Source organism: Thiobacillus thiophilus, from assembly GCF_055378705.1.
The window spans coordinates 3232064-3256419 of record NZ_AP042404.1; the positions used below are offsets into that span (position 1 = coordinate 3232064).

Below are 24356 nucleotides of genomic sequence, written 5' to 3' on the forward strand. Positions count from 1 at the left end.
CGGGAATGTCTTCATCCTACGCGCCGTAATGCGGGCGTCAATGCGGTATCAGACGTAGGCGCCGAAGATGTTCTCCAGCGCTGCCAGTTCAGTTGCCGCGCCGGCAAAGTCCCCCCGTCTCACGTGCGCCTCGATACGGGCAGCGCCTTCCCGGATGACGGTGGCCGTCACGCTGGCTGCGGCGCCCTTCAGGGCATGGGCCTCCTTGCTGCAGGCTTCGGCATCGCCTTGTTCGATCGCACGTTTCAGCGTGGCCAGGCTGGCTTCGGTGGTGCTGAGAAAAACCGCTTCTAGCTCGGCAACCAGCCCCGGATTGGCGGGATAACGTGCATGCAGCGCCGGCAGATCGAGCAGCGGGGCGCGGGTGGCCACCGTTCCGGCCTGTGGTAGCCATTGTGCCAGCAGGGCTGCCAGCGCAGCCTCGGAATAGGGCTTGCTCAGGTAATCGTTGGCCCCGGCGGCGAGGCAGGCTTCGCGAAAACCGGTATCGGCATTGGCGGTCAGGGCAATGATAGGGATGTGGTGGGTACCCGACGGCAAGCGGCGGATCTGCCGCGTGGCCGCCAGCCCATCCATTTCCGGCATTTGCCAGTCCATCAGCACCAGGTCGAAGGTGTCCGTTGCAAGAAGATCCAGCGCCTGCAGGCCGTTGACAGCCACGCTGTACTGCAGGCCCATCTCACGTAGTTGATGGGCCAGCACCTTCTGGTTCACCGGATGGTCTTCCACCACCAGGATGTGGCCGCGCAACTGAATGTTTGTCTGGGCCGGCAGTTCGGCCAGCGGCAAGGTGGTGGCCGGCAGATCCAGTGCCAGGGTGAAACAGCTGCCCTGACCGGGGGTGCTCTCGACCGTGAGCCGCCCGCCCATCAACTCGGCCAGTTGGCTGCTGATCGAAAGCCCCAGTCCGGTGCCGCCGTAACGGCGCGTGGTCGAGGCGTCGGCCTGTGAAAAAGCCTGAAACAGGCGTGCCTGGGTCGAGTCGTCGATGCCGATGCCGCTGTCCTGTACGCTGAACAGGCAATGAACCTTGCCGTTCGGCGCCTCGAATGCTGCGCGCAACTCAACCGTACCCTGGCCCGTAAACTTGATGGCGTTGTCGACCAGGTTGAGCAGAATCTGGCGGATCCGGGTGGGGTCGCCCAGCAGCGCAGCGGGCGGGCTGGACGGCAGTGCAAGCGTCAGCTGCAGGTTTTTTTCCATCGCACGCGCCTGGAACAGCGCGACCGCGCCTTGCACCAGCGCAACCGGCGAGAAGGCGACCTGTTCGATGGCCAGCTTGCCTGCCTCGATTTTGGAGAAGTCGAGAATGTCGTTGATGATGATGAGCAGGCTTTCCGCCGAGCTTTTCAGGGTGGCGGCGTACTCGCGCTGGCGGCCGTTGAGCGGCGTTTTCAGCAGCATCCCGCTCATCCCCAGAATGCCGTGCATGGGGGTGCGGATTTCATGGCTGACGTTGGCGATGAACTGCGATTTGGCGCGCGCTATTTGCAGGGCGGCCTCGCGTGCGGCCTCCTTGGCGGCTTCGGCTGCCCGGCGCGCGGAGACGTCGCGCATGATCGCCTGGATCACAGGCCTGCCTTCCAGTTGCATCGCGTGCAGGGTGATTTCGGCCGAGAATACCGAGCCGTCCCGGCGCAGTCCCTGCCACTCCATCAGCGCATGTCCGCGGCTGCGTGCCTGGGTTATGGCCTGCATGGCATGATCATAGGCATCCATGCCATGGGCTTGGACTGGTATGCCGAGTTGCGAAATGGAATGCTTGAGAAACTCGGCGACCGAGCCCATGCCGAACAGCGACAGCGTGGCCGGATTGCAATCGGTAAAGCCCTGATCGTCGAGGATGACAACGGCGTCTGAATTGGTCTCGAACAGGGTCTGGTATTTCTGTTTTTCTGTTTCCAGCTGGCGTGTCTGCGTCAGCATGCGGCGGCTCACCAGAACCGCAACCAGCGTCGCCAGCAGTGTGGCGAGGATGCCAAGCACCAGCATCAGGTTGCGGGTGGCCTGATAGGCGGTAAACGTTTTTCCGAGCGCCGCCTCGTTGGCCTCGCGCTGCAACATGGTCATGTTGTCGAGTGCCGTGACCAGACGGTTCTGCAGCGGGATGGCCTCTTCCTGCAGCAGTGTCAATGCGCCGTAATTGTTCTCGTCGAGTGCTGCTTCGATCACCTTGAACATGACAGGCTGATTGATGGAGGTGAGGGCGTCGAGTTCATTGATCAGTATTTTTTCGTCCATCGTACTGAGCATGGCGCCCAGCCGACGACGGTCCTTGGCGTAGCGTTCACCGTATTCCTGGAACTGCAGGAAGAGCGCGTCTTTTTCCCAGGGGTCGATCGAGACCACGATGTTGTGCATCAGCATCTGCCGGTCGCGAATGGCGTCGCGCATCTGCGAGGCCAGCCGATTCTTGACGTTGTTGATCGACACCACATTCGCTAGCTCGGTGTTGAGGCGCGACATCTCGGTGACGCCCAGGCCGATCACAGCCAGCATCAGCAGCAGGGAGACGGTAAAGCCAAGTACCACATTGAACAGCAGGCCGCGCAGGGGAGGGGGGAGCATGGGCGTTATTCGTGGCGAAACACCACGACGTGATCGGCCGCCAGCTTGATGCCGATCTTCTCGCCGATGGCGTGGTTGTGGTGCGAGGGCACCAGAGACAGCGCGTGCTGGCCGCTTGGGAGCTTCAGGGTGTAGAGAAAATCGGCGCCGCGAAAGGCCTTGTTCTCGACTTCGGCCAGCAGCAGGCTGTCGTCGTCGTGGACGATGTCGTCGGGCCGTAGCAGCACATCGACATGGCAGTTGCGCACGCACTTATCGCAGCCCTTGGCGTCGCAGTCGACCGGAATATGCCCATCCAGCACGCCGAGTTCGATTTCCACCTGATGGTCGTTGATGACCTCGCCGCTGACCAGCGTGCCCTGGCCGACGAAGTCGGCGACGAAGCGGTTGGCCGGCTCGTGGTACAGGTTGTAGGGCGTGTCCCACTGCTGGATGCGGCCTTGGTGCATCACCCCGACCCAGTCGGCCAGCGAGAAGGCCTCGTGCTGGTCATGGGTGACGATGAGCGCGGTGGTGGCTTCGCGCTTCAAGATGTCGCGCACCTCGATCGACAGGCGTTCGCGCAGTTCGACGTCGAGGTTGGAGAACGGCTCGTCCATCAGGATCAGGCGCGGGCGTGGCGCCAGTGCACGGGCGAGTGCCACGCGCTGCTGCTGGCCGCCGGAGAGCTGGTGCGGATACTGTCCGGCATGGTCGACGAGGCCGACCAGCTCAAGCAGTTCGTCGATGCGCGTCTGTTTTTCGGCGGCCGGTTTGCCGCGCAGGCCGAAGCCGACGTTCTTCGCCACCGTCAGGTGCGGAAACAGGGCGTAGTCCTGGAACACCATGCCGACGCGACGCTTTTCGGCGGGCAGCATCCAGCCCGGACGGCTGACGACTTCGCCGCCGATGCGGATCTCGCCGCTCTGGATCGGCTCGAAGCCGGAAATGCAACGTAGCACCGTGGTCTTACCGCAGCCGGAGGGGCCGAGCAGGCAGCCGATCGTGCCTTCGGGCAGGGTGAAAGTGAGGTCGGCAATGATCTGCCGATCGGCATACGACTGCGAGACGGAATCGAGGATCAGTTCAGCCATTGGGGCTTAGCTATGGGAATGCGCGCCGCGCCAGGTCAGGAGAATGATGGGGATGATACCGGCAATGACAATGGCGAGTGAGGGCAGCGCGGCACGCTCCCATTCGCCTTCCGAGGTCATCTCGAACACCCGCACCGCCAGCGTGTCCCAGCCGAACGGGCGGGTCATCAGGGTGATCGGCATTTCCTTCATGATGTCGACGAAGGCGAACGCCGCTGCGGTCAGCAGGCTGGCGCGCAGCAGCGGCAGGTGCACCCGCCCCAGCAGCCCGACGGCACTGGTGCCGAGGTTCTTCGCGGCCTCGTCGACGTTGCGGGTGATGCGGTGCAGCCCGCTGTCGATGGGGCCGAAGCCTACCGCGAGAAAGCGCACCAGATAGGCCAGCAGCATCACCAGCAGCGTGCCCTTGAGGATCTCGGTGCCTTCGAAGCCGAACCTGGCGCGCCCGGCGTCGATCAGCCAGTTGTCCAGCGCCGCCACCGGGATGAACAGGCCTACCGCCAGCACCGCGCCGGGAAAGGCATAGCCGATGGTGGCCAGTCGCTGCGTCCACATCATCGCGGTGCCGGGGCGCTGGCGCCCCGCGTAGGCGAGCAGCAGGGCCACCGCCACCACCATCAGCGCACCGATGCCGGCCAGCAGAACCGAATGCCAGGCAAACGTCCAGTAGCGGGCGTCGAGGTCGGTGGCGATGACCTCGTGCGTCCACAGCGCTAATTGCGTGACCGGTATCAGGAAGGCGATCGCCAGCACCGTTCCGGCGTACACCAGGGCCAGTCCGGCCAGCAGCGGCGACAGCTGGATGCGGCGCTGCGCGGCGCTACGGCCCACCGTGCCGTAGCGCATCCGGGTGCGCGAGCGCTGCTCGAACACTACCGCGACCAGCACGAACAGGATCAGGATCGATGCCAGCTGCGCTGCCGCCGCCAGCGAAAACAGGCTGTACCACGCCTTGTAGATGGCGGTGGTGAAGGTGTCGTAGTTGAAGATCGCCATGGTACCGAAATCGGCCAGGGTCTCCATCAGCGCCAGCATCAGGCCGGCGGCGATCCACGGCCGCGCCATCGGCAGCGCCACCCGGAAAAAGCCCTGCCTGCGCGACAGCCCGAGCGACTGCGCCGCTTCCAGCGCGATCGCACCCTGCGTCGCGAAGGCATTTTTCGCGATCAGATAGACATAGGGGTAGAGTGCCAGCGACATCACCAGGATGACGCCGCCGCGCGAGCGGATTTCCGGCAGGCCGGTGATGCCCCAGCCCTCGCGCAGCCAGGTTTGCAGCGGGCCGGTGAAATCCAGCAGGCCGATTGCGACAAAGGCGGTGACGTAGGCGGGTAGCGCGAGCGGCAGCAGCAGCGCCCAGCCAAACAGGCGGCGGCCGGGAAATTCGCACATCGCCGTAAGCCAGGCCAACGAGACGCCCAGCAGGCTGACGCCGATTCCCACCCCGAACACCAGCCACAGCGTGTTGGCCATCAGCTCGGGCAGGGTGAATTCGATCAGGTGGGCAAGGACGCTGCCCTCGACCCGGGCAAACGACGAGAAGGTGACCACGACCGGCACCAGCACCAGCGCGGCGACTGCGAGCGCGAGCAGCATCCAGCCGCTGGGGCGGGGCCAGGCAAAAACGCCCACAGCCGGGAGAACGGAATTAACGTGAAAGCGCATGGCCCATCCCGTCAGCGAGGAACGAAGCGGCGTGGCGATCCAGAAGCTTTTGATTTCGCCCGCATTCTGGATTGCTTCCCACCACAGCCTTCGGCCTCGTGGCTAAAGGCAACAGCGCTCGCAATGACGGGAATTGGTTTAATCGGTGTTTCCTCGGCTTTCAGAAGACGTCGGGTCACTTGTAGCCGGCGCGGTCCATCAATCTTACGGCCTTGGTCTGCAGGCTGCCAGCCTCTTTCACGTTTATCAGGCTCTGCCTGAAGCTGCCCCAGGCCGCCACGGTTTTGTCCGGCGCGACCTTGGGGTTGACCGGGTATTCCATGTTGACGTCGGCGAACAGATTCTGCGCCTTGTCGGACGACAGCCATTCGATCAGCTTCTGCGCGCCGGTCGGGTTCCCGGCATGGCGCGTGACACCCGCCCCCGAGATGTTGACGTGCACGCCAGCCGCCTTGTTTTTCAGATTCTGGTTGGGCCAGAAAATCGCCAGCGGCAGGTTCGGCTTCTTCTGCATCAGGCGGCCGAAGTAATAGGTGTTGACCAGCGTCACGTCGCACTGGCCGGCGGCCACGGCATCCATCGCCTTGGTGTCGTCGGGGAAGGGCGAGGTGGCCAGATTGCCGACCCAGCCACGGACGATGTCTTCGGCTTTCTCTTCGCCGTATTCGTGGATCATCATCGCCACCAGGCTCTGGTTGTAGACCTTCTTCGAGGTGCGGAGGCAGAGGCGGCCCTTCCATTTCGGACTGGCCAGATCCTCGTAGGTCGACAGGTCCGCGGGTTTGACTTTGCCGGTGTTGTAGACCAGCGTTCTGGCGCGTACCGACAGGCCGAACCATTCGTTGCCGGGGTCGCGCAGGTGGGCCGGCACGTTGGCTTCCAGCGTTTTCGACTGGATCTGACGCAGCAGGCCTTCTTCCGATGCCTGCCACAGGTTGCCTGCGTCCACCGTCAGCAGCATGTCGGCCGGGGTGTTCCTGCCTTCCGCTTTCAGGCGCGCCATCAGCGGGCCTTCCTTGTCGGTGATGAATTTGATCTGCACCCCGGTGTCGCGGGTATAGGCATCGAACAGCGGCTTGATAAGCTGTTCGTTGCGCGCGGAATACACCACCACCTCTTCCGCCAGCGCGGGCAGGGCAACGAAGAGAAGAGTCAGGGCGGGGAGCAGTTTGGTCGGTTTCATGTTCGGGTTCTCAAGGCATTAAGTGTTGGCAATCGTACTGCAAATGATAACCGTTATCAATGCCAGAAGAAAACACCCTCCTGTCCTTTCAGTTCCGCTCGAACTGAATCATGGTTTGCAGTTCGCCCTCGAATACCGCTTCCACCCGAATGGCGCCTGGCTACTCGGCGATGTCAAGTCCGGACATTCTCTCGGGGGATTGGAGATTATCCGGGGGCGTGACGCGCCGGGCGCCGTCGAAGCGTTCACGCCAGTAGCGGTCGTTGAGATTGGAGATCATGACCGCGCCCGAGCGGTTGCTCGCGGCATGCACAAAACGGTCATCGCCCAGATAAATGCCGACATGGGAAAATGCGCGGTTGAGCGTATTGAAGAAGACCAGATCGCCCGGCAAGAGTCCGGCTTTGGCCAATGGCTGCGCGGCTTCGCTGATCGCATGGCTGTCGCGCGGCAGTACGATGCCGGTTGTCTGCCTGAACACGTGGCCGACGAAACCGCTGCAATCGAGTCCGGTTTCGGGCGAAATTCCGCCAAGACGATACGGGCTGCCTATCAGGCTGACGGCGTACATCGGGATGTCTTCGGGCGGGGTGTGGGCGCAGGCGGGCGACGCCATCAGAAACGCCAACAGGGACAGCAGCACGACAGGCTTCATGGGCCAACAATAATCTACTCTATAGTTAAGCAGGAAAAACGGCCAAATCCGGCGAGTCTTGACCCTGAGGATTGCATCATGCATGACGCCCCATCTCTTCCTGACAGTGAAACCAGTATCCTCGAAAAAGCGCAGTTCAAGCAATTGCATGACGAGGCCGCGGCTGCGGCGTCCGCGCCCGACCTGTATGAGCGGGTACGCGAACTAACCGCGCGTGCGCTGCACGAACGCCGCCTGGCGCTGCAAAACATCGGTGAAATCGTCGGCGCCATCACCTCAGGCGTCGGCAGCGGGCTGGCCGCGCGCGGCGGCGAGATGAAGGACGGCCTCAAGCAGGCCATGACCGGCATCGATGCGGCCGTCGGCAGTGCTGCGCAGGCGGCTTCCTTCGCCTTGCAGGAAGCTGCCGCTGAGGGGAAGGCGTTCAAGGACAACGAACTGAAAGCCAGCCTGGAGCAACTGCGCGACCTTGAGACGCAGATCGTCGAGGCGCTGAAGCAGACCGCCAGGCAATCAGGCGGCAAGCTGAAGGAAGAACTCGGCTATCTGATCGACCACCTGAAAATCAGCGGCACCCGTACCGGCGAAGAGGCGCGCGAAGCACTCCGGCAACTGGCGAGTGGAGTGAAGGCAGGCGCCAAATCAGGCCGCGCCGGCTTGAGCGAATCGGCCAGCACGGCCACCGAGCGCCTGTCCTTGGTGGCGAGTGGCATTCTGGACGCGCTGTCCGATTCGCTCAAACGGCAGAGCGAACGCCTGCGTTCCTGATCCTCCTTGCCCTGCCCCTTGCGGGTGCTGCGGAGTCGTTGCTGCTTTAGGGAAGCGCTGATTAATTCAATATGGCCGTCATTGCGAGCGCAGCGAAGCAATCCAGCGTATTTGATTAAGCGGGCATTTCTGGATTGCCGCGTCGCTGCGCGCCTCGCAATGACAAATTAATCAGCGGTTCCTTAGCGGCTTACGAATCCGGTGTACCCCTTGCGGGTACACTCTCGGCATTACGGATTCCAAAAAAACGATGCTCTGGGAAACCATTTCGGTCGTGCGCGACCTGCCGCGATTGCATGAAATCGCCTCGGTGATGATTCGTTATGGCTGGGGCGATCTGGTGCGCGCCCTGGGTATCGGTGGCGTACTGGAACGCGCCGGGCGGGTTCTGCACTGGCACAGCACCAGTGAAATCAGCCAGCTCGACGCGCCAGTGCGTATCCGCCGCGCACTGGAAGAGCTGGGCCCGACTTTCGTCAAGCTGGGACAAGTGCTGGCAACGCGGGTCGACATGTTTCCGCCGCATTGGATTGTCGAATTCGAAAAGTTGCACAGCCAGGTACCGGCGGTGCCCTACGACATTCTTTACCCCGACCTGGTGGCCGCCATCAAGGGCGAGCCCGGGGAGGTGTTTGCCGAATTCAATCCGCTGCCGCTGGCGGCAGCGTCCATTGCGCAGGTGCATCGCGCCATGCTCAAAGACGGCACGCCGGTGGTCGTCAAGATCCGTCGCCCCGGCATCGAGGACGTGATCCGGGCCGATCTGCGAATTTTGGAACACGCCGCCAAATTGCTGGAAAGCGAAATGCCTGAAGCCCGGCGCTACGATCCGGTGCATATCGTCTCGCAGTTCCGTCGCTCGCTGAATCGCGAACTCGACCTGGCCAAGGAGGCGCGCAACATCGACCAGTTCGCGCGCCACTTTGCCGACGACCCGCTGGTGAAAATTCCCAGGGTGTATTGGGAATTTACCAACGACCGCGTCAATGTGCAGGAAGAAATTGTCGGCATGGCGGGGGTGGCGCCGGACAAATTGCGTGCCAGCGGACTCGACCCCAGGCTGTTGGCGGCGCGCGGCGCCGATACGGTGCTGCGCATGGTGCTGGAGCACGGTTATTTTCATGCCGATCCGCATCCCGGCAATATCCTGTTTCTGCCCGACAACCGCATCGGCATTATCGATTTCGGTATGGTGGGGATGCTGACCAACCCACGCCGCAACCAGATTGTCGACATGCTGCATGCCCTGACGCTCAAGGACGAGCAGGCCATGTTGCAGATACTGCTCGACTGGAGCGGCGAATCGGTGGGCGATGAAGACCGCCTGGCTTACGACGTCACGGAGCTGCTGCAAAATTACGACGACCTGCAGCTCAAGGATGTGAGGATCGGCGCGCTGCTGAATGACGTCACCGCCCTGATGCGCGACAACAACCTGGTGTTGCCGGCCGACCTGACCTTGCTGTTCAAGACGCTGATCACGCTGGAAGGTCTGGGACTGCAGCTCAATCCGGAATTCCACATGATCGACCACGTGACGCCGTTCGTGGAACACGTCATCAAGCAACGCTACACGCCGCAGGCGTTGCTGGCGCGCGGGCGCAAGAGCGTGCGCGAGACGCTGGAGGTTTTGGCCGATTTGCCGCGCGACATGCGGCATCTGGTGCGCGACATGCGGCGGGGACGCATGCGGATCGACCTCGACCTGAAGCGGCTGGATCATTTTGGCCACCAGCTGGACGGCGCCAGCAACCGGCTGACCATGGGCATCCTGACCGCCTCGCTGGTGGTGGGCTCCAGCATCATCATGACGGTGGAGGGTGGGCCTCAGCTATTCGGCCTTCCCTTGTTCGGTCTGCTGGGATTCCTGATCGCGTTTTTCAACAGCCTGTGGATCATTTTTTCCATCTGGCGTTCGGGTAAGCACTGAGCCTCCGGCATCAGGCAATGCATGGGGCGCCGGGGTCCTGGCGAGGTTGGCGGCCAACTCCGCCAGCGGAACGGGCCGCCCCAGCAAATAACCCTGCGCATGGGCAATGCCCAGGCTTTCGACCTTGCACAGCACGGCTTCGGTTTCCACACCCTCGGCCACCAGCGAATAACCCGCTTCGCTCATCATGCGCGCAAAATCCGCCACCACCTGGCCGGCGCGGTTGTCCTTTCCCAGCTTGTTCACCAGCGAGATGTCGAACTTGACCACATCGACCGGCAAGTCCACCAGATAGCGCAACGGCGAATATCCGGTGCCGAAGTCGTCCATGGCAATGCGGTAGTTCACCGTGCGCAGCAATTCGAGATAGGTGCTCACCTCGACCATTTGCGTGATGAGCGAGGTTTCGGTGATTTCCAGCATCAAGGGGTGGTTCGCACTGTGACACGACAATTCCAGCAGATGCGAGACGACTTCGGGGCGCGAAATGCTCTGCGCCGACAGATTGACCGAGATGCCTGCCCCGGTCGGCAACAGGCCTGACGACAGATCGGCATCGACCTGATGCAGCACCGCCATGTCGAATTCGGTTTCCAGCCGGCGGCTGCTGACCACCGGCAGAAACGCTGCCGGTAGCATGAGATCGCCGTGGTAGCGAATACGAGCCAGCGCCTCGTAATAATCCACTTGGCGTCCCGGCAGGTCATGAATGGCCTGGTAGTGCATTTCGATCATGCCGGGGGTGGCCAGCGCCTGGAACAGGGCGCTGGTCTCGCGGCTGGCCACCAGTGTCTGCGAGGCACGTTCGGTGTCTTCCCCATACAGCGCAATACGGTTGCGTCCGGGCTGCTTGGCGGTATACATGGCAATGTCGGCCTGCTTGGGCAGCTCGTCGATATGCTCAATCTGGTCGGCCGCGCAGAAGGCGATGCCGATGCTGAGGCCGACCGGCTCAATGATGCCAAGATCGGTAAACCCGGCGGCGTCGATCAGGCTCTGGCAGCGCTGCGCAACCTGCTTGGCCTGCGCCGGCGTGGTGCGTGACAGGAAAGTGGCGAATTCGTCGCCCCCCAGACGATACAGACGGTCGTTGGCGCGCAGTGCCATCACCAGCGCATCGGCGACGATGCTCAATACGCGATCGCCCTTGGCGTGGCCATACGTGTCGTTGATGGTCTTGAAGCGGTCGCAGTCGAACAGCAGGAAAGCCACGCCCTGCGGCGAAGTTTCCAGTTTCTTGCGGAAATCATCCCAGTCTTCTTCGTAGGCGCGCCGGTTATGGCAGCCGGTGAGCGCATCCTGGCGCGCCTGCGAGTGGAATTCGCGGTTCTGGTGTTCCATCGAACCGTGCAGCTCCCGCAATTGCAGCTGGTAGTCGTACAGCGAGCGGCGGATATTCTCCAGTTCGCTGATGCGCATGGCCGGCGAACGCGGCGGATGGAGGTTGAAGCGGCCGTGCTGCATGGCGTCGATGTCCTGCAAAAGCCGTCCCAAGGGACGCATCAACAGACGGTTGTATGCCAGGAAGCCCAGCAGCGTAGTGGCTGCCAGTAGCACAAACAGTCCGAGCAGGGTGCGCGACAGGATGGTCTGAAACCGGAATTGCTCAAGGTCGGGTCGGGCGCTGAAGCTCAGGCGCGAAAACAGTTCCGGCACGGCCAGTACTTCGCCCGGCTTGAGTGCCAGGCTGACGCTGGAGGTGTCGGTGAAGTGGAGTGTTTCCTGCTGCAACAGGGCCGGCATGAAATCCAGTTTGATCAGACCGTGGCCAAGCAGGGTCTGTCGCTGTTCATTGTTGTATACCGGGAACGCGTAATACAACGCAATTGAGCCCGCCTCGTTGGCCAGCCAGCTGGAGGCCTGAAACGGCGGCAATCTGGCCGGGAATCTGTTGTTTACCGGGCTGGGTGCAAGCAACATGCCTGACTGGGCATACAACGCCGCCTGGACAAAACGGCTGTTCAGCATGCCGCTTTCGTACACCCGCTGATCCCGCCAGTACGTGTAATACTCGGGCAGCACCAGTTGTTGCCGGGTTTCATCCCAGTGCGCCAGATTGACGGCCTGTTCTTCCGTCTGACCCAACAGCCGCTGAACGGCGGCAGCCAGCTCGGACTGCGCCGCACTCTGATTATGCTGCGCCAGACTGTGCGTAGCGGCACGCGTTTGATAAGCGGCAAAGTACCCGATCAGGCTCAGCAGCACCAGCAGACCGGCGATGAAAGCGAGCGCGACCTGCTTGATGGAGATGGAAGCAGGCCATTTCATCTGGATAAGGGCGCCTTGATCGTTTCAAGATGTTTGAGCGTGTGATCCAGCAGATCAAACTCGTGCGCGCCATCCATGAAATGGCTGGCGCCTTTCACAATCACCATTGGTGTCCGCACATGCTGCAGTACCTTGATCCAGCCCGGTTCCAGCATGTTGTCCGCACCGCCCATGATGAGTTTCACGCCGACCGGCGATTGCTTCAATGCAGCCAGCAGGCGTGCCTGATCCCAGTACACATACGACAGCAGGCCTTCAGGCGTGGAGGGATATTTTCCGCAGAATGACAAGGCCTGGTTGACCAGCGCACGCTGTTTTCCGCGCACGCGCGCTTCCAGTTGCGCGATCAGGGCAGGGCGTGCAGTCGTGCCGATCTGGGCTTCGATCAACGAAGCGCCGATATAGGCTTTTACGGCCGCATCCGGTTTGAGCGACAGATAGGCGAGTAACTGCAGGCTGCCGAAGCTGTGACCGACCAGCACGATGGAATGGTGGCCCTGTGATTTTAGCCAGATCACCCAGCGCCCGATTTCGGACACGTCGTCATCCAGGCTGTGTTTGTGCACCGCTTCGCACGCCAGACTTTGCGTGCGGTTGGGAATATTCAGGCTGAGCGTGGGCGCCAATACCGTATAGCCCGCGTCCTGCAGGCCGCGGGCCAGGGTGGCCACGGTGGGGAATTCGCGCGTCTGCAAAAAGCCGTGCAGCAGCAGCACGGCAGGTTTGCTGCGTTCGCCGACCAGATATTCGGCGCTGGCAGTAATGCCGGCGCGCATCTCCTGCTGGACAATCATTGTATGAGCAGCAGCTGGGAATACCGATATCAGCAAGCAGAACAAAACAATGCGCATGGCGGGGCCGTGTAGACGGTAGCTGTAGTGCTAACGGCTGTAAACCGGTGAAACTGAAGTGGGAGCCAAGCGGGATGTGATCGGTTCGGTCACGGCCGGATGGTACACTCCGGCTCGAAATCAGGTTCCCGGCATGTTTGATCTGAACACCATTTTTTCCCCTGAAGGTGCGTGCGCCGCGGTGCTGCCCGGCTGGCGCTCGCGCCCGCAGCAGCTCGCCATGGCCGAGGCGGTCGAGCGGGCGATCGCCGATAACCGCGTGCTGCTGGCCGAAGCCGGCACCGGCACCGGCAAGACACTGGCCTACCTGATTCCCGCCCTGCTGTCGGGCGGAAAAGTCGTGATCTCCACCGGCACCAAGGCGCTGCAGGACCAGCTGTTCCACCGCGATCTTCCGGCCGCGCGCCGCGCGCTCAAGTCGCCGGTCAAGGTGGCCCTGCTCAAGGGCCGTGCCAATTACATCTGCCACCATCACCTTGAGCGCAACCTCAGCGACGGGCGTTTTGCCAACCGCGACGATCCGGTGTGGCTGGCCAAAATCGCCCGTTTTGCCGAAACCAGTTCCAGCGGCGACCGCGCCGAAGCCGAAGGCATCCCCGAAGACGCCACCGCCTGGCATTACGCCGTGTCCAGCCGCGACACCTGTTTGGGCAGCGAATGCAGTCACTACAAGGACTGTTTCGTCATGGCCGCGCGCAAGGCTGCGCTCGACGCCGAAGTGGTCGTGGTCAACCACCATCTCTTCTTTGCCGACCTGTGGCTGAAGGACGAAGGCGTCGCCGAACTGCTGCCCGCCTGCAATACCGTAATCCTCGACGAGGCCCACCAGCTGGCTGAAACCGCTGCGCAGTTCTTCGGCGAAACCCTGTCCGTTGCTCAATTGCTGGATCTGGCGGGCGACACCAAGCGACTGGCGGCGGTGAAGGCGGGCGACTTTCCCGCCCTGCGCCGCGCTGCGGAGGATCTTTCCAAGGCCGCACGCGACCTGCGCCTGGCGTTTCCGCAAAACCCGGTCAAATCGACCATTGCGGAGCTGACGCGTTACGATAAATGGCCGGATGCGCTGAAAACCCTGTCGGCGGCGCTGGATGAAATGACGAAGCTGCTCGAAACCCAGGCCGAGCGCGACGCCGACCTGAAAAACTGCTTCGAGCGTGCGCAAGGTGTGCAGGCCACCCTGGCCAGCTGGCAGCGTGCCGACGATCCCGAGAATCCCCGCGTGCGCTGGCTGGAAACCACCCTGAGTTCGCTGCTGCTGCACGCCACGCCGCTGTCCGTCGGCGCGATGTTCGGTGCCAAGCTCACCGAGCGCGCCCAGGCGTGGATCCTCACCTCGGCCACGCTCGCCGTCGGCGGCGACTTCAGCCACCTGAAAACCCGCCTGGGAATCGAGGATGCCGAAACCCTGTGCGTCGACAGCCCCTTCGACTACCCGCGCCAGGGCGTGCTCTACGTGCCGCAGGGCGTGTCCGCACCGAATACGCCCGAATTCACCGAGGCCGTCGTCAAAGCCGCCCTGCCGGTGCTGGAAGTCAGCCGCGGCCGCGCGTTCATCCTGTTCACCAGCCTGCGCGCGCTGGACAAGGCACGCGGCCTGTTGATCGATGCCTTCAAGTTTCGCGGCTGGGACTACCCCTTGCTGGTGCAGGGCGACGCGCCGAAAAACGAACTCCTCGCGCGCTTCCAGAAAGCCGGCAATGCCGTACTGCTCGGCAGCCAGAGCTTCTGGGAAGGCGTCGACATGCCCGGCGACGCGCTGTCGGTGGTCATCATCGACAAACTGCCGTTCCAGCCGCCCGACGACCCGGTGGTCGCCGCGCGCATCGCCCAGGCCGAGAAGAACGGCGGCAAGCCCTTCATGGACTATCAGCTGCCGCACGCGGCAATCAGCCTGAAGCAGGGGGCGGGACGGTTGATTCGCAGCGAGACCGATCGGGGGGTGCTGATGATTTGCGATATGCGGCTGGCGGATAAGCCTTATGGGCGCTTGTTGCTGAATGCGCTGCCGGCGATGACGCGGACGCGGAAGATGGAGGTGGTGGAGCGGTTCTTTGCTGCGGAGGCGACTTCGCCCGTCATTACGAGCGCTGTTGCCTTTAGTCACGAGGCCGAAGGCCGTGGTGGGAAGCAATCCAGTTAAATGTAGGCGTGAAGCACAACCGAGTAGTGAGGTTTGTGGCTGGCTGACTGCCGTTGACCGGGGTTGCCGGCGGCAAGTCACTTTCTTTGTCTTGCCAAAGAAAGTAACCAAAGAAAGGCGCCCCCGCTCATCCCCGAATTCCCGAAAACCGAGCCTGCCGAGTGGGCGGCAAAGAACTCGCCCCGCTTTTGCTGTTTTAATTTGGTTTTTTGTGAGCGGGGCTCAAACACCTTTGCCGCTGATCCACCCGGCAGGCTCAATTTTCGGCTGGGCTGAGAGGGGATAAAAGTCAAAACCAGGCCGGTGATAACTGGGCGGTTTGAATTACCATTGCCACACATCCGGCGCATTACGCCTACGGCGAATACGCCCTACTCAAGCTGAATTGCGTCGCAAGACAAGTACTCAAGCCCTTAGCTCGTTAGGCGTTTTCCATGGCCCATGCATTTTGCGTTGACTATCTTGCCAATCATGCGGAGTTCATCCCTCTGCTTGCGGGATGGCATCATGCCCAATGGCCCTTGGAGTCAGATCCATCGTTCGAACATCGGATCGAGATAATTCAAGATCGGCTGGGCCGTCGAGAAATCCCGACAACTTTAGTTGCATTGCAGGGCAAGAGCGCTTTAGGTTTTGTCAGCCTCGTTGCAAACAATATGGAGTGTCACACCGAGTTATCGCCATGGCTGGCGAGTCTCTACGTGCATCCGGCGTTCCGGCAGCAAGGCATCGGAACCGCACTGACAGAAGCCATTTTGCGGGAAGCCCATGCTTTGGCAATTCGATGTATTTATCTTTTCACGCCGGACCAAGAGTCATTTTATGAGCGCCTCGGTTGGCGTACTATTTCTCGCAAGGATTATCATGGCGAAAACGTAGCGATCATGGCATGTACGTTACACGTCAACCCTTCGTAAAAGCGGGACTGCCGCGAGAAGCGCGGCAGTCCCTTAACTCTAATTAGCCGCAGGCATAATGCGTCGGATGGGTGTCGTCACACAAGCACGCGAACTACCCCGCCACCACCGTCCTGGTTTTGACTTTCCTCCCCTCTCAGCCTCGCCGAAAATTGAGCCTGCCGGGTGGATCAGCGGCAAAGGTGTTTGAGCTCCGCTCACAAAAAACCAATTAAAAACAGCAAAAGCGGGGCGAGTTCTTTGCCGCCCACCCGGCAGGCTCGGTTTTCGGGGCTTCGGGGATGAGCGGGGTCGCCTTTTCTTTGGTTACTTTCTTTTGGCGAGACAAAAGAAAGTGACTAGCAGCCTGTCGGACTTGAACCCCCAATTCGTCTTCCAATCCGCGATAATCCCGCTATCGAATCCGAGCCCCTCCATCGCATGAGCCGCTTCCGCCCGATCGACCGCAAGACTGCCTACCTGCTGCCGCCCTCGGTCGAAGACTGGCTTCCCCAAGACCACCTGGCGCGTTTCATCGTCGAAGCCATCGAACAACTCGACCTCACCGAACTGACCCGCGTCTATGCCGGGCGCGGCAGCGCCGCCTACCACCCTGAAGTCCTGCTCAGCCTGCTGGTTTACGGCTACGCCACCGCCACCTTCTCCAGCCGCCGCATCGAACGCGCCACCTACGATTCCGTCGCCTTCCGCTACCTCGCCGCAGGCAGCCACCCCGATCACGACACGCTCGCCAGCTTCCGCCGCCGCTTTCTTGAAGAACTCGCCGGCGTGTTCCTGCAAGTGCTCGAACTGGCGAGCGAGATGAAGCTCCTGAAGCTGGGGACAGTCAGCCTCGACGGCACCAAGGTTCACGCCAACGCCTCCCGCCACAGTGCGCTCTCGCACGGCCACATCGTCAAGCTCGAAACCCAACTCAAGGCCGAAGTACAAGACCTGCTGGCGACAGCCGAAGCCGCTGACCAGGCCGACATCCCGGATGGCGTGAATCTGCCCGCAGAAATCAAACGCCGTGAAGACCGGCTGGCCGTCATGGCCGCCGCCAAAGCCAAGATCGAAGCGCGTGCCCGAGCCCGCTTCGAAGCGGAACAAGCGGCTTATGAAACGAAGCTCGCCCAGCGAGCCGCACGCGCAGCGGAATCAGGCAAGAAGCCCAGCGGCAAGCCGCCCCAGCCGCCGACGCCGGAACCCCGTCCGGAAGACCAGATCAATCTCACCGACGAGGAATCCCGCATCATGAAGATTGCCGGCGGCGGCTTTGAGCAGTGCTACAACGCTCAGGCGGCGGTCGATGCGCCGACGATGCTGGTAGTGGCGGCATCACTCACGAATGCGGGCAACGACAAACAGCAGGTTCAGCCGATGCTGGACAAGCTCGGTGCGCTACCCGCCAGCCTGGGCACAGTCGATGCCCTGCTGGCTGACACGGGCTATTGCAGCGCGAACAACATCACCGCTTGCGAAGAAGCTGGAGTTGAACCTTACATTGCCGTCGCCCGCGAAGATCACCATCCCGGCTGGCGCGAGCGTTTCACCGAGCCGCCGCAGTTGGAAGCGGACGCCACGCCGATGCAAAAGATGGCGCATAAACTCAAGACCAAACTGGGGCGGATGCTGTATGCGCTGAGGAAGCAGAGCGTGGAACCGGTGTTTGGCATCATCAAATCGGTGATGGGGTTCAGGCAGTTCTTGCTGCGTGGTTTGGAGAAGGCGAAGGGCGAGTGGACGCTGGTATGTCTGGCGTGGAATTTGAAACGCATGGCCGTGTTGCGCCAGAAATCCGTCCCAAGCGCCTGAAAAGAGCAGAAACCCGTTCAAATTTGATACCGATGCGGCGATGAACGACTAAAAATGCCTAAATATTGTGCAAATACCGTCCCGGCGGGGAAATTGCTGCCGTGCGGGGCTCCAAGTCCGACAGGCTGCTAGCCGCCGGGCTACCCCCGGCCAACGGCAGTCAGCCAGCCACAAACCTCACTACTCGGTGGTGCTCCGCGCCTTAATCTCAACTGGACTGCTTCGCTACGCTCGCAACGACGGATCGGGCATCACGCGCTCACAGCCCCTGCACAACCCCCAACACCTCCGCCGCATGCCCCGGCGCCTTCAACCCGCGCCAGCTCTTAACCAGTTTTCCATCCACATCAAATACGAACGTGCTGCGCTCCACCCCGCGCACCTGTTTGCCGTACATATTCTTCAGCTTCATCACGCCGAACAGTTCGCAGGCGGTTTCGTTCTTGTCGGACAGCAACTCGAACGGAAAACCGTGCGCAGCCTTGAAGCCTTCGTGCGACTTCAGGCTGTCGCGCGAGACGCCGACGACAATCGTGTTGGCCTTGGCGAAATCGGCGTACAGATCACGGAATTCCTGGCCTTCGAGGGTGCAGCCGGAGGTGTTGTCCTTGGGGTAGAAGTAGGCGACGACGTTCTTGCCGCGATGGTCGGACAGTTTGAAGGGGGTGTCGCCGGTGGAGGGGAGCTCGAAGTCCTTGATGACGGGGTCATTCATGGTGGGGTTTCTTTAACGTGACGAGGATTTAAGCAGCACGATGACGGCACCGGCACCGCCGTCGACGGTGCGGGCCTGGCAGAAGGCGAGCACATCTTCACGCTGGGTGAGCCAGTGGCGCACCTTGTTCTTCAACACCGGCAGACGGTTTTTCGAGCCATGGCCTTTGCCGTGGATGATGCGCACGCAGCGCCGGTCGTCCTTCATGCAGCGGTTGAGGAAGGCGGCTAGCGCAATGCGCGCTTCGTCGCCGGTGTGCCCGTGCAGGTCGAGTTCGCCCTGGATGACCCAGCCGCCGCGTCGCAGTTTCCGTAGCGCTGCGGTTGGCACGCCGGGACGCGAGAAAACCAGCTCCTCGCCGGTGGAGATGGCGGCTTCCCAGTCCCACGGGTCGGACAGCGCATCGACCAGCACCTGCTGCTCGTCGCGCAGGCGCTGGCGGGCAATCGGCTTGGGGCGCGGACGCGCAACGTCCGCGCGGTTGGAAGGCGGCAGGGGAACGACATCGGCGACGGCGCGGCGAAACAGCATCGTGCCGTCTTCAGGAATCCTGGGCTTATGCGGTGCCTGGTGAAGCGAGGCCGGCGCGGTGGCCTGCGCGCGCAGCACGCGACGCATGCGGGCCAGCGCCTCGAACGAGGCGGGGTCGAGCGCACTGCCGCGGGCGCGCTTCATGCCGGATCACCGCCTGGCCCGGGCGGCACTCAGGCCTTGCCGAGCGCGTCCAGGTAACGCTCGGCGTCGAGCGCGGCCATGCAGCCGGTGCCGGCGCTGGTGACGGCCTGTTTGTAGATGTGATCCTGCACGTCGCCGGCGGCGAACACGCCTTCGATGCTGGTGGCGGTGGCATTGCCGTTGCGGCCCGAGCGGGTGACGATGTAGCCGTTTTCAAGTTCGATCTGGCCTTCGAAGATGCCGGTGTTGGGCTTGTGGCCGATGGCGATGAAGACGCCGGTGAGCTTGAGTTCCTGGGTGCTGTCATTCTTGGTGCTTTTGAGGCGCACGCCGGTGACGCCGGTCTTGTCGCCCAGCACTTCGTCCAGGACGTGGTCGGTGGCGAGGGTGATCTTGCCTTCCTTGACCTTTTCCATCAGGTGCTCGATGAGAATTTTCTCGGACTTGAAGGTGTCGCGGCGATGCACCAGGGTGACGTGGCTGGCGATGTTGGCCAGGTACAGGGCTTCCTCAACGGCGGTGTTGCCGCCGCCGACGACGGCCACTTGCTGGTTCTTGTAGAAGAAACCGTCGCAGGTGGCGCAGCCCGATACGCCCTTGCCCATGAATTCCTGCTCGGACGGCAAGCCCAGGTACATGGCCGAGGCGCCGGTGGCGACGATCAGCGCATCGCAGGTATAAGTGCCGGAGTCGCCCACCAGGGTGAAGGGCTTTTCGGTCAGTTTGACGCTGTTGATCTGGTCAAAAATAATCTCGGTGTTGAAGCGCTCGGCGTGCCGCTGGAAGCGATCCATCAGCTCGGGGCCCTGCACGCCGTCGACGTCGGCGGGCCAGTTGTCGACTTCGGTGGTGGTCATCAGCTGGCCGCCCTGCTGCATGCCGGTGACGACGACGGGGGAGAGGTTGGCGCGCGCGGCGTACACAGCGGCGGAATAACCGGCGGGGCCGGAACCGAGAATGACGAGTTTGTGGTGTTGGGTGCTCATGGCCTGTGCTCGGACGATGGGGAAGCTGGCTATTCTAACCAAACTTGGCGGCAGCGTTTCCATGCGGGCTGCCCGGTATAATCCAGAGCACCTTGGCTTGTTGAGTTCCCATGGCGCGTCCCGCTTCCCGTTCACCGACTCCTTTGCCGCCCCGTATGCAGCGCCTGCTGCGCGAAGCCCGCGCGCTGCTGGTTGGCTTTGCCGCGCTGCTGCTGGCATCAATTCTGCTCACCCACAATGTGGCCGACCCCGGTTTCAGCACCACCGGCGAAGGCGTGGCGATCCATAACCTCGGCGGTAAAAGCGGCGCCTGGCTGTCCGATCTTTTGCTGATGATTTTCGGCGTGTCGGCCTGGTGGTGGGTGCTGCTGGCACTGGCTTATGTCATTCACACCTTTCGTCATCTGGATGAAAATCCGCTGGCGGACAGCCGTCAGCGCTGGTTCCGGCTTGGCGGATTCGGCCTGCTGCTGCTTGCCAGTACCGGGGTCGAATGGCTGCGCGCCTGGCACTGGGCGGTGGTGCTGCCCGACACGCACGGCGGCGTGCTGGGCGCTGGCGTCGGCGCGGCGGCGGGTGCGCTGCTGGGGTTCACCGGCGGTTCGCTGGCCCTGCTGCTGCTGATGGCGGTGGGGTTCAGCCTGTTCACCGGCGTGTCGTGGCTGGGCATGGCCGAGCGCGCCGGCGAGTGGGTGGAGCGGGCCTGGTGGAAGTCGATCCATACCTGGCAGGCCTATAAGGATCGCAAGCTGGGTGAGGTGGCACAGCAAAAACGTGAAGCCGTCGTGTCGGTGGAAAAGCAAAAACGCGTCGACGCGCCGTCGATCCGCATCGAGCCGGTGGTGAAGGAAGTGCCGCAATCGATACGCGCCGTCACCGAAAAACAGTCGCCGCTGTTCTCCGATCTGCCCGACTCACCCTTGCCGCCGCTGCATCTGCTTGATCCCGCCGAGGCGGCGGTGGAAACCGCGAGTGCCGAGGCGCTGGAATTCACCTCCTTGATGATCGAGCGCAAGCTTGCCGAATTCGGCGTCGAGGTGAAGGTCGTCTCGGCCTCGCCCGGCCCGGTGATCACGCGCTACGAGATCGAGCCGGCGGTGGGGGTGAAGGGCAACCAGATCGTCAACCTGGCGAAAGACCTGGCGCGCACGCTGTCGGTGATCAGCATTCGCGTGGTCGAAGCGATTCCCGGCAAGCACACCATGGGGCTGGAAATTCCCAACCCCAAGCGGCAGATGGTGCGCTTGAGCGAGATTCTCGGTTCCAGGGCCTACCACGACAGTTCGAGCCCGCTGACCATCACCCTGGGTAAGGACATCGCCGGCAATCCGGTGGTGTCGGATCTGGGCAAGATGCCGCACCTGCTGGTCGCCGGCACCACCGGCTCGGGCAAATCGGTTGGCGTCAACGCGATGATCCTGTCGCTGGTGTACAAGTCTGATCCGTCTGCCGTGCGCATGATCATGGTCGACCCCAAGATGCTGGAGCTTTCCATTTACGAAGGTATTCCGCATCTCTTGGCGCCGGTGGTCACCGACATGCGGCAGGCCGCCAGCGCGCTCAACTGGTGCGTGGGCGAAATGGAGCGGCGCTACAAGCTGCTGTCGGCGGTCGGCGTGCGCAACCTCGCCGGCTACAACCAGAAGGTGCGCGACGCCAGGAAAGCCGGCACGCCGCTCACCCATCCGTTCAGCCTGACGCCGGACAACCCGGAGCCGCTGGAAACCCTGCCGATGATCGTGGTGATGATCGACGAGCTCGCCGACTTGATGATGGTGGTCGGCAAGAAGGTCGAGGAACTGATCGCGCGGCTGGCGCAGAAGGCGCGCGCGGCCGGCATCCACCTGATCCTGGCGACGCAGCGGCCGTCGGTCGACGTCATCACCGGCCTGATCAAGGCCAACATCCCGACACGCATCGCCTTCCAGGTATCCAGCAAGATCGACTCGCGCACCATCCTTGACCAGATGGGCGCCGAGGCGCTGTTGGGGCAGGGCGACATGCTCTACCTGCCGCCCGGCACCGGGATGCCGCAGCGGGTGCATGGCGCCTTCGTGTCCGACGCCGAAGTGCATCGCGTCGTCGATTACCTGAAATCGTTGGGCGAACCCGAATACATCGAAGGCGTGCTCGAATCGCCGGAAGAAGCGGGCGAGGGTGGCGGCGAATTCGGCGAGGCGGCGGAAGCCGACCCGCTGTACGACCAGGCCGTGGCCTACGTGCTGAAAACGCGGCGCGCCTCGATCTCGTCGGTGCAACGCCAGCTGCGCATCGGCTACAACCGCGCCGCGCGCATGATCGAGGACATGGAACGCGCAGGCTTGGTGTCGTCGATGCAGTCGAACGGCAACCGTGACGTGCTGGCGCCGGGCGGGGAGGCATGAGCCGGTTTCACGCCCTGATCCCCGCCGCCGGCAGCGGCTCGCGCATGGGCGGCGTGCTGCCCAAACAATATCTCGAACTCAAAGGCTTGCCGCTGATTGCCCATGCGCTTGCCGCATTGGCGCGCGAGCCGCGCATCGATCGACTCGTGGTGGTGCTGTCGCCCGACGACGCATGGTGGGACAACTACGACTGGTCGGGCTGGCAGGACCGCATGCAGGTGCTGCGCTGCGGCGGCACCGCGCGCGCCGGGACGGTGTTGAACGGTCTGCAGGCAATGGCCGAATGGTGCGCAGCGGATGACTGGGTGCTGGTGCACGACGCCGCGCGCCCCTGTCTGCCGGCCAAGGCACTCGGACGCCTGCTCGATATTGCCGTGGACGACCCGGTCGGCGGCCTGCTCGCGGTGCCGGTAGCCGATACCCTGAAGCGCGCCGATGGCGGGTGCCGGGTCGAGGTGACCGTGCCGCGCGCCGGCCTGTGGCAGGCGCAGACGCCGCAGATGTTCCGTCACGGCATGCTGCGTGACGCGTTGCGCGCGGCAGACGCCGACATGACCGACGAGGCGTCGGCGATCGAACAGCTGGGGCTGCATCCGCGCCTGGTGGAATGCGACAGCCGCAACCTCAAGGTTACCTATCCGCAGGACCTGCGCCTGGCGAGCCTCATCCTGGAGCATCTGAATGACTGATTTTCGCATCGGCCACGGCCTCGACGTCCACGCCTTCACCGCCAACCGCAAGCTCATCATCGGCGGCGTCGACATTCCCCATCACCTCGGGCTGGCCGGACATTCGGACGCCGACGTGCTGCTGCACGCGATCTGCGATGCGCTACTGGGTGCGGTCGGGCTGGGCGATATCGGCCGCCATTTTCCGGATAGCGACGCCGCGTTCGCCGGCATCGACAGCCGCATCCTGCTGCGCCGGGTAGCCGAACAGCTGAAGTCGCGTGGCTGGCGCGTCGGTAACATCGACGCCACCCTCATCGCGCAGGCGCCGAAAATGGCGCCGCACATTGCGCGGATGACCGCGCACATCGCGGATGACCTCGGCGTCGCCATCGAGCACGTCAACGTCAAGGCCACCACCACTGAAAAACTCGGCTTCACCGGGCGCGGCGAGGGTATCGCGGCGGAAGCGGTGTGCCTGATCGCGCGTGACTGAACCCGGTTTAATCGAGTCCAGCCCGGCCGGACCCGACACGCTGCGGCTGTTCTTCGCCCTATGGCCGGACGACGCCACCCGCGCCGCGCTCAACCGAGCCGGCAAGTGGCTGCACCAGCACTGGGGCGGCCGCCGCATGCGCGCCGACACGCTGCACATCACCCTGGCCTTTCTCGGCAGCACGCCGGCCGGGCAACTGGATGCCCTGGCCGCCTGCGCCGACATGGTCCGCACCGATGCGTTCGAGCTTGTCCTCGACCAGGCCGGCTACTGGCGGCACAACCGGATCGGCTGGCTGGGGGTGAACCAGACGCCGCAGCATCTCGAACTGGTCGGCGCGCTGAACACTGCCCTGCAGGGCGGCGGGTTCGCCGTCGACGCGCGCCCGCATGTGCCGCACGTCACCCTGCTGCGCAATTCGGCTGGCGGGGAGGCGCTGCCATGCGAGCCGGTGCACTGGCCGGTGAGAGATTTCGTGCTGGTGGTCTCGCGCCGCGAGGCCGACGGGATGCATTACGACGTGATCCGGCGCTGGCCGCTGGCGTAAAACAACATAAAAAGTCAAAAAACCCCCGCGCCGACTCGACACGCGCGTGGCGTTTCGGTTATGATGCGCCCCG

19 protein-coding genes are annotated in these 24356 nt (G+C 62.8%); 9 read left to right on the forward strand and 10 right to left on the reverse strand.

All coding sequences use genetic code 11. The annotated features are described in order from the left end of the window. Window positions 1-48 precede the first annotated feature (48 nt). The 5 genes from ACZ41T_RS16305 to ACZ41T_RS16325 all read right to left on the reverse strand — a co-directional run bounded on the left by ACZ41T_RS16305 (window position 49) and on the right by ACZ41T_RS16325 (window position 7144). Window positions 49-2568, reverse strand: a complete 2520-nt coding sequence (locus tag ACZ41T_RS16305) for an ATP-binding protein (RefSeq protein WP_464922392.1) — start codon at window positions 2566-2568, stop codon at window positions 49-51. Window positions 2569-2573: 5 nt separating this feature from the next. Continuing rightward, window positions 2574-3641 carry an ABC transporter ATP-binding protein gene (locus ACZ41T_RS16310; protein WP_464922393.1) on the reverse strand — a complete coding sequence of 356 codons (1068 nt, stop codon included), beginning with the start codon at window positions 3639-3641 and terminating at the stop codon, window positions 2574-2576. A gap of 6 nt (window positions 3642-3647) precedes the next feature. Continuing rightward, window positions 3648-5237, reverse strand: a complete 1590-nt coding sequence (locus ACZ41T_RS16315; protein WP_464924000.1) for an ABC transporter permease — start codon at window positions 5235-5237, stop codon at window positions 3648-3650. Between the two features lie 244 nt (window positions 5238-5481). Beyond that, window positions 5482-6489, reverse strand: coding sequence for an extracellular solute-binding protein (locus ACZ41T_RS16320; RefSeq protein ID WP_464922394.1), 1008 nt, complete (start codon window positions 6487-6489; stop codon window positions 5482-5484). Between the two features lie 160 nt (window positions 6490-6649). After that, a complete protein-coding gene (locus tag ACZ41T_RS16325; RefSeq protein ID WP_464922395.1) occupies window positions 6650-7144 on the reverse strand; it encodes a C40 family peptidase in 495 nt (164 codons plus the stop codon). A 78-nt stretch (window positions 7145-7222) separates the two neighbouring features. On the opposite strand from ACZ41T_RS16325, the gene ACZ41T_RS16330 reads away from it, so the two are divergent. Then, window positions 7223-7912, forward strand: coding sequence for a DUF6781 family protein (locus ACZ41T_RS16330; protein ID WP_464922396.1), 690 nt, complete (start codon window positions 7223-7225; stop codon window positions 7910-7912). Window positions 7913-8162: 250 nt separating this feature from the next. Beyond that, on the forward strand, window positions 8163-9842 hold the full coding sequence (locus ACZ41T_RS16335; RefSeq protein ID WP_464922397.1) for an ABC1 kinase family protein: 1680 nt from the start codon (window positions 8163-8165) through the stop codon (window positions 9840-9842). Here the strand turns inward: ACZ41T_RS16335 and ACZ41T_RS16340 are convergent. Together ACZ41T_RS16340 and ACZ41T_RS16345 are read right to left on the reverse strand one after the other, a co-directional pair. After that, entirely contained in the window at window positions 9744-12110 is a 2367-nt protein-coding gene (locus ACZ41T_RS16340) for a putative bifunctional diguanylate cyclase/phosphodiesterase (protein WP_464922398.1), read from the reverse strand. The genes ACZ41T_RS16335 and ACZ41T_RS16340 overlap by 99 nt on opposite strands. After that, a complete protein-coding gene (locus ACZ41T_RS16345; RefSeq protein ID WP_464922399.1) occupies window positions 12107-12904 on the reverse strand; it encodes an alpha/beta hydrolase in 798 nt (265 codons plus the stop codon). Before ACZ41T_RS16345 ends, ACZ41T_RS16340 begins: the two co-directional genes overlap by 4 nt. 190 nt (window positions 12905-13094) lie before the next feature. On the opposite strand from ACZ41T_RS16345, the gene ACZ41T_RS16350 reads away from it, so the two are divergent. The 3 genes from ACZ41T_RS16350 (at window position 13095) to ACZ41T_RS16360 (ending at window position 17812) form a co-directional block, all read left to right on the forward strand. After that, entirely contained in the window at window positions 13095-15101 is a 2007-nt protein-coding gene (locus tag ACZ41T_RS16350; RefSeq protein ID WP_464922400.1) for an ATP-dependent DNA helicase, read from the forward strand. Between the two features lie 434 nt (window positions 15102-15535). Further along, entirely contained in the window at window positions 15536-16018 is a 483-nt protein-coding gene (locus tag ACZ41T_RS16355) for a GNAT family N-acetyltransferase (RefSeq protein WP_464922401.1), read from the forward strand. A 420-nt stretch (window positions 16019-16438) separates the two neighbouring features. Further along, the gene (locus ACZ41T_RS16360) at window positions 16439-17812 is read left to right on the forward strand and encodes an IS1182 family transposase (protein ID WP_464921300.1); all 1374 of its coding nucleotides are present in this window, start codon (window positions 16439-16441) and stop codon (window positions 17810-17812) included. 259 nt (window positions 17813-18071) lie between these two features. On the opposite strand, the gene ACZ41T_RS16365 is transcribed toward ACZ41T_RS16360, so the two are convergent. The 3 genes from ACZ41T_RS16365 to trxB are packed head-to-tail and all read right to left on the reverse strand — an operon-like array spanning window position 18072 to window position 20188. Further along, on the reverse strand, window positions 18072-18527 hold the full coding sequence (locus ACZ41T_RS16365) for a peroxiredoxin (RefSeq protein ID WP_464922402.1): 456 nt from the start codon (window positions 18525-18527) through the stop codon (window positions 18072-18074). 12 nt (window positions 18528-18539) lie between these two features. Next, the gene (locus ACZ41T_RS16370) at window positions 18540-19202 is read right to left on the reverse strand and encodes a Smr/MutS family protein (RefSeq protein WP_464922403.1); all 663 of its coding nucleotides are present in this window, start codon (window positions 19200-19202) and stop codon (window positions 18540-18542) included. Window positions 19203-19231: 29 nt separating this feature from the next. Continuing rightward, window positions 19232-20188 (reverse strand): thioredoxin-disulfide reductase, encoded by a 957-nt coding sequence (trxB, locus tag ACZ41T_RS16375; protein WP_464922404.1) that lies wholly within the window; start codon window positions 20186-20188, stop codon window positions 19232-19234. A gap of 110 nt (window positions 20189-20298) precedes the next feature. On the opposite strand from trxB, the gene ACZ41T_RS16380 reads away from it, so the two are divergent. From ACZ41T_RS16380 to thpR, 4 genes are read left to right on the forward strand one after another with little or no spacing between them, the layout of a single operon-like run. Continuing rightward, the gene (locus ACZ41T_RS16380) at window positions 20299-22572 is read left to right on the forward strand and encodes a DNA translocase FtsK (protein WP_464922405.1); all 2274 of its coding nucleotides are present in this window, start codon (window positions 20299-20301) and stop codon (window positions 22570-22572) included. Beyond that, window positions 22569-23261 (forward strand): 2-C-methyl-D-erythritol 4-phosphate cytidylyltransferase, encoded by a 693-nt coding sequence (ispD, locus tag ACZ41T_RS16385; protein WP_464922406.1) that lies wholly within the window; start codon window positions 22569-22571, stop codon window positions 23259-23261. Before ACZ41T_RS16380 ends, ispD begins: the two co-directional genes overlap by 4 nt. Further along, complete coding sequence (gene ispF / locus ACZ41T_RS16390) at window positions 23254-23736, forward strand: 2-C-methyl-D-erythritol 2,4-cyclodiphosphate synthase (RefSeq protein ID WP_464922407.1); 483 nt, start codon at window positions 23254-23256, stop codon at window positions 23734-23736. The genes ispD and ispF overlap by 8 nt, the downstream gene beginning before the upstream one ends. Continuing rightward, window positions 23729-24283 (forward strand): RNA 2',3'-cyclic phosphodiesterase, encoded by a 555-nt coding sequence (thpR, locus tag ACZ41T_RS16395; protein WP_464922408.1) that lies wholly within the window; start codon window positions 23729-23731, stop codon window positions 24281-24283. The genes ispF and thpR overlap by 8 nt, the downstream gene beginning before the upstream one ends. Window positions 24284-24356: the final 73 nt, after the last annotated feature.

Excerpts from the sequence above, each read along its gene's own strand:
- ACZ41T_RS16305 (WP_464922392.1), bottom strand. The coding sequence starts at position 2,568 with ATGCTCCCCCCTCCCCTGCGCGGCCTGCTGTTCAATGTGGTACTTGGC.
- ispF (WP_464922407.1), top strand. The coding sequence starts at position 23,254 with ATGACTGATTTTCGCATCGGCCACGGCCTCGACGTCCACGCCTTCACC.
- ACZ41T_RS16315 (WP_464924000.1), bottom strand. The coding sequence starts at position 5,237 with ATGCTGCTCGCGCTCGCAGTCGCCGCGCTGGTGCTGGTGCCGGTCGTG.
- ACZ41T_RS16335 (WP_464922397.1), top strand. The coding sequence starts at position 8,163 with ATGCTCTGGGAAACCATTTCGGTCGTGCGCGACCTGCCGCGATTGCAT.
- ACZ41T_RS16325 (WP_464922395.1), bottom strand. The coding sequence starts at position 7,144 with ATGAAGCCTGTCGTGCTGCTGTCCCTGTTGGCGTTTCTGATGGCGTCG.
- ACZ41T_RS16380 (WP_464922405.1), top strand. The coding sequence starts at position 20,299 with ATGGCGCGTCCCGCTTCCCGTTCACCGACTCCTTTGCCGCCCCGTATG.
- ACZ41T_RS16360 (WP_464921300.1), top strand. The coding sequence starts at position 16,439 with ATGAGCCGCTTCCGCCCGATCGACCGCAAGACTGCCTACCTGCTGCCG.
- ACZ41T_RS16370 (WP_464922403.1), bottom strand. The coding sequence starts at position 19,202 with ATGAAGCGCGCCCGCGGCAGTGCGCTCGACCCCGCCTCGTTCGAGGCG.
- ACZ41T_RS16355 (WP_464922401.1), top strand. The coding sequence starts at position 15,536 with ATGGCCCATGCATTTTGCGTTGACTATCTTGCCAATCATGCGGAGTTC.
- trxB (WP_464922404.1), bottom strand. The coding sequence starts at position 20,188 with ATGAGCACCCAACACCACAAACTCGTCATTCTCGGTTCCGGCCCCGCC.
- ACZ41T_RS16340 (WP_464922398.1), bottom strand. The coding sequence starts at position 12,110 with ATGAAATGGCCTGCTTCCATCTCCATCAAGCAGGTCGCGCTCGCTTTC.
- ispD (WP_464922406.1), top strand. The coding sequence starts at position 22,569 with ATGAGCCGGTTTCACGCCCTGATCCCCGCCGCCGGCAGCGGCTCGCGC.
- ACZ41T_RS16345 (WP_464922399.1), bottom strand. The coding sequence starts at position 12,904 with ATGATTGTCCAGCAGGAGATGCGCGCCGGCATTACTGCCAGCGCCGAA.
- ACZ41T_RS16330 (WP_464922396.1), top strand. The coding sequence starts at position 7,223 with ATGCATGACGCCCCATCTCTTCCTGACAGTGAAACCAGTATCCTCGAA.
- ACZ41T_RS16320 (WP_464922394.1), bottom strand. The coding sequence starts at position 6,489 with ATGAAACCGACCAAACTGCTCCCCGCCCTGACTCTTCTCTTCGTTGCC.
- ACZ41T_RS16350 (WP_464922400.1), top strand. The coding sequence starts at position 13,095 with ATGTTTGATCTGAACACCATTTTTTCCCCTGAAGGTGCGTGCGCCGCG.
- ACZ41T_RS16365 (WP_464922402.1), bottom strand. The coding sequence starts at position 18,527 with ATGAATGACCCCGTCATCAAGGACTTCGAGCTCCCCTCCACCGGCGAC.
- ACZ41T_RS16310 (WP_464922393.1), bottom strand. The coding sequence starts at position 3,641 with ATGGCTGAACTGATCCTCGATTCCGTCTCGCAGTCGTATGCCGATCGG.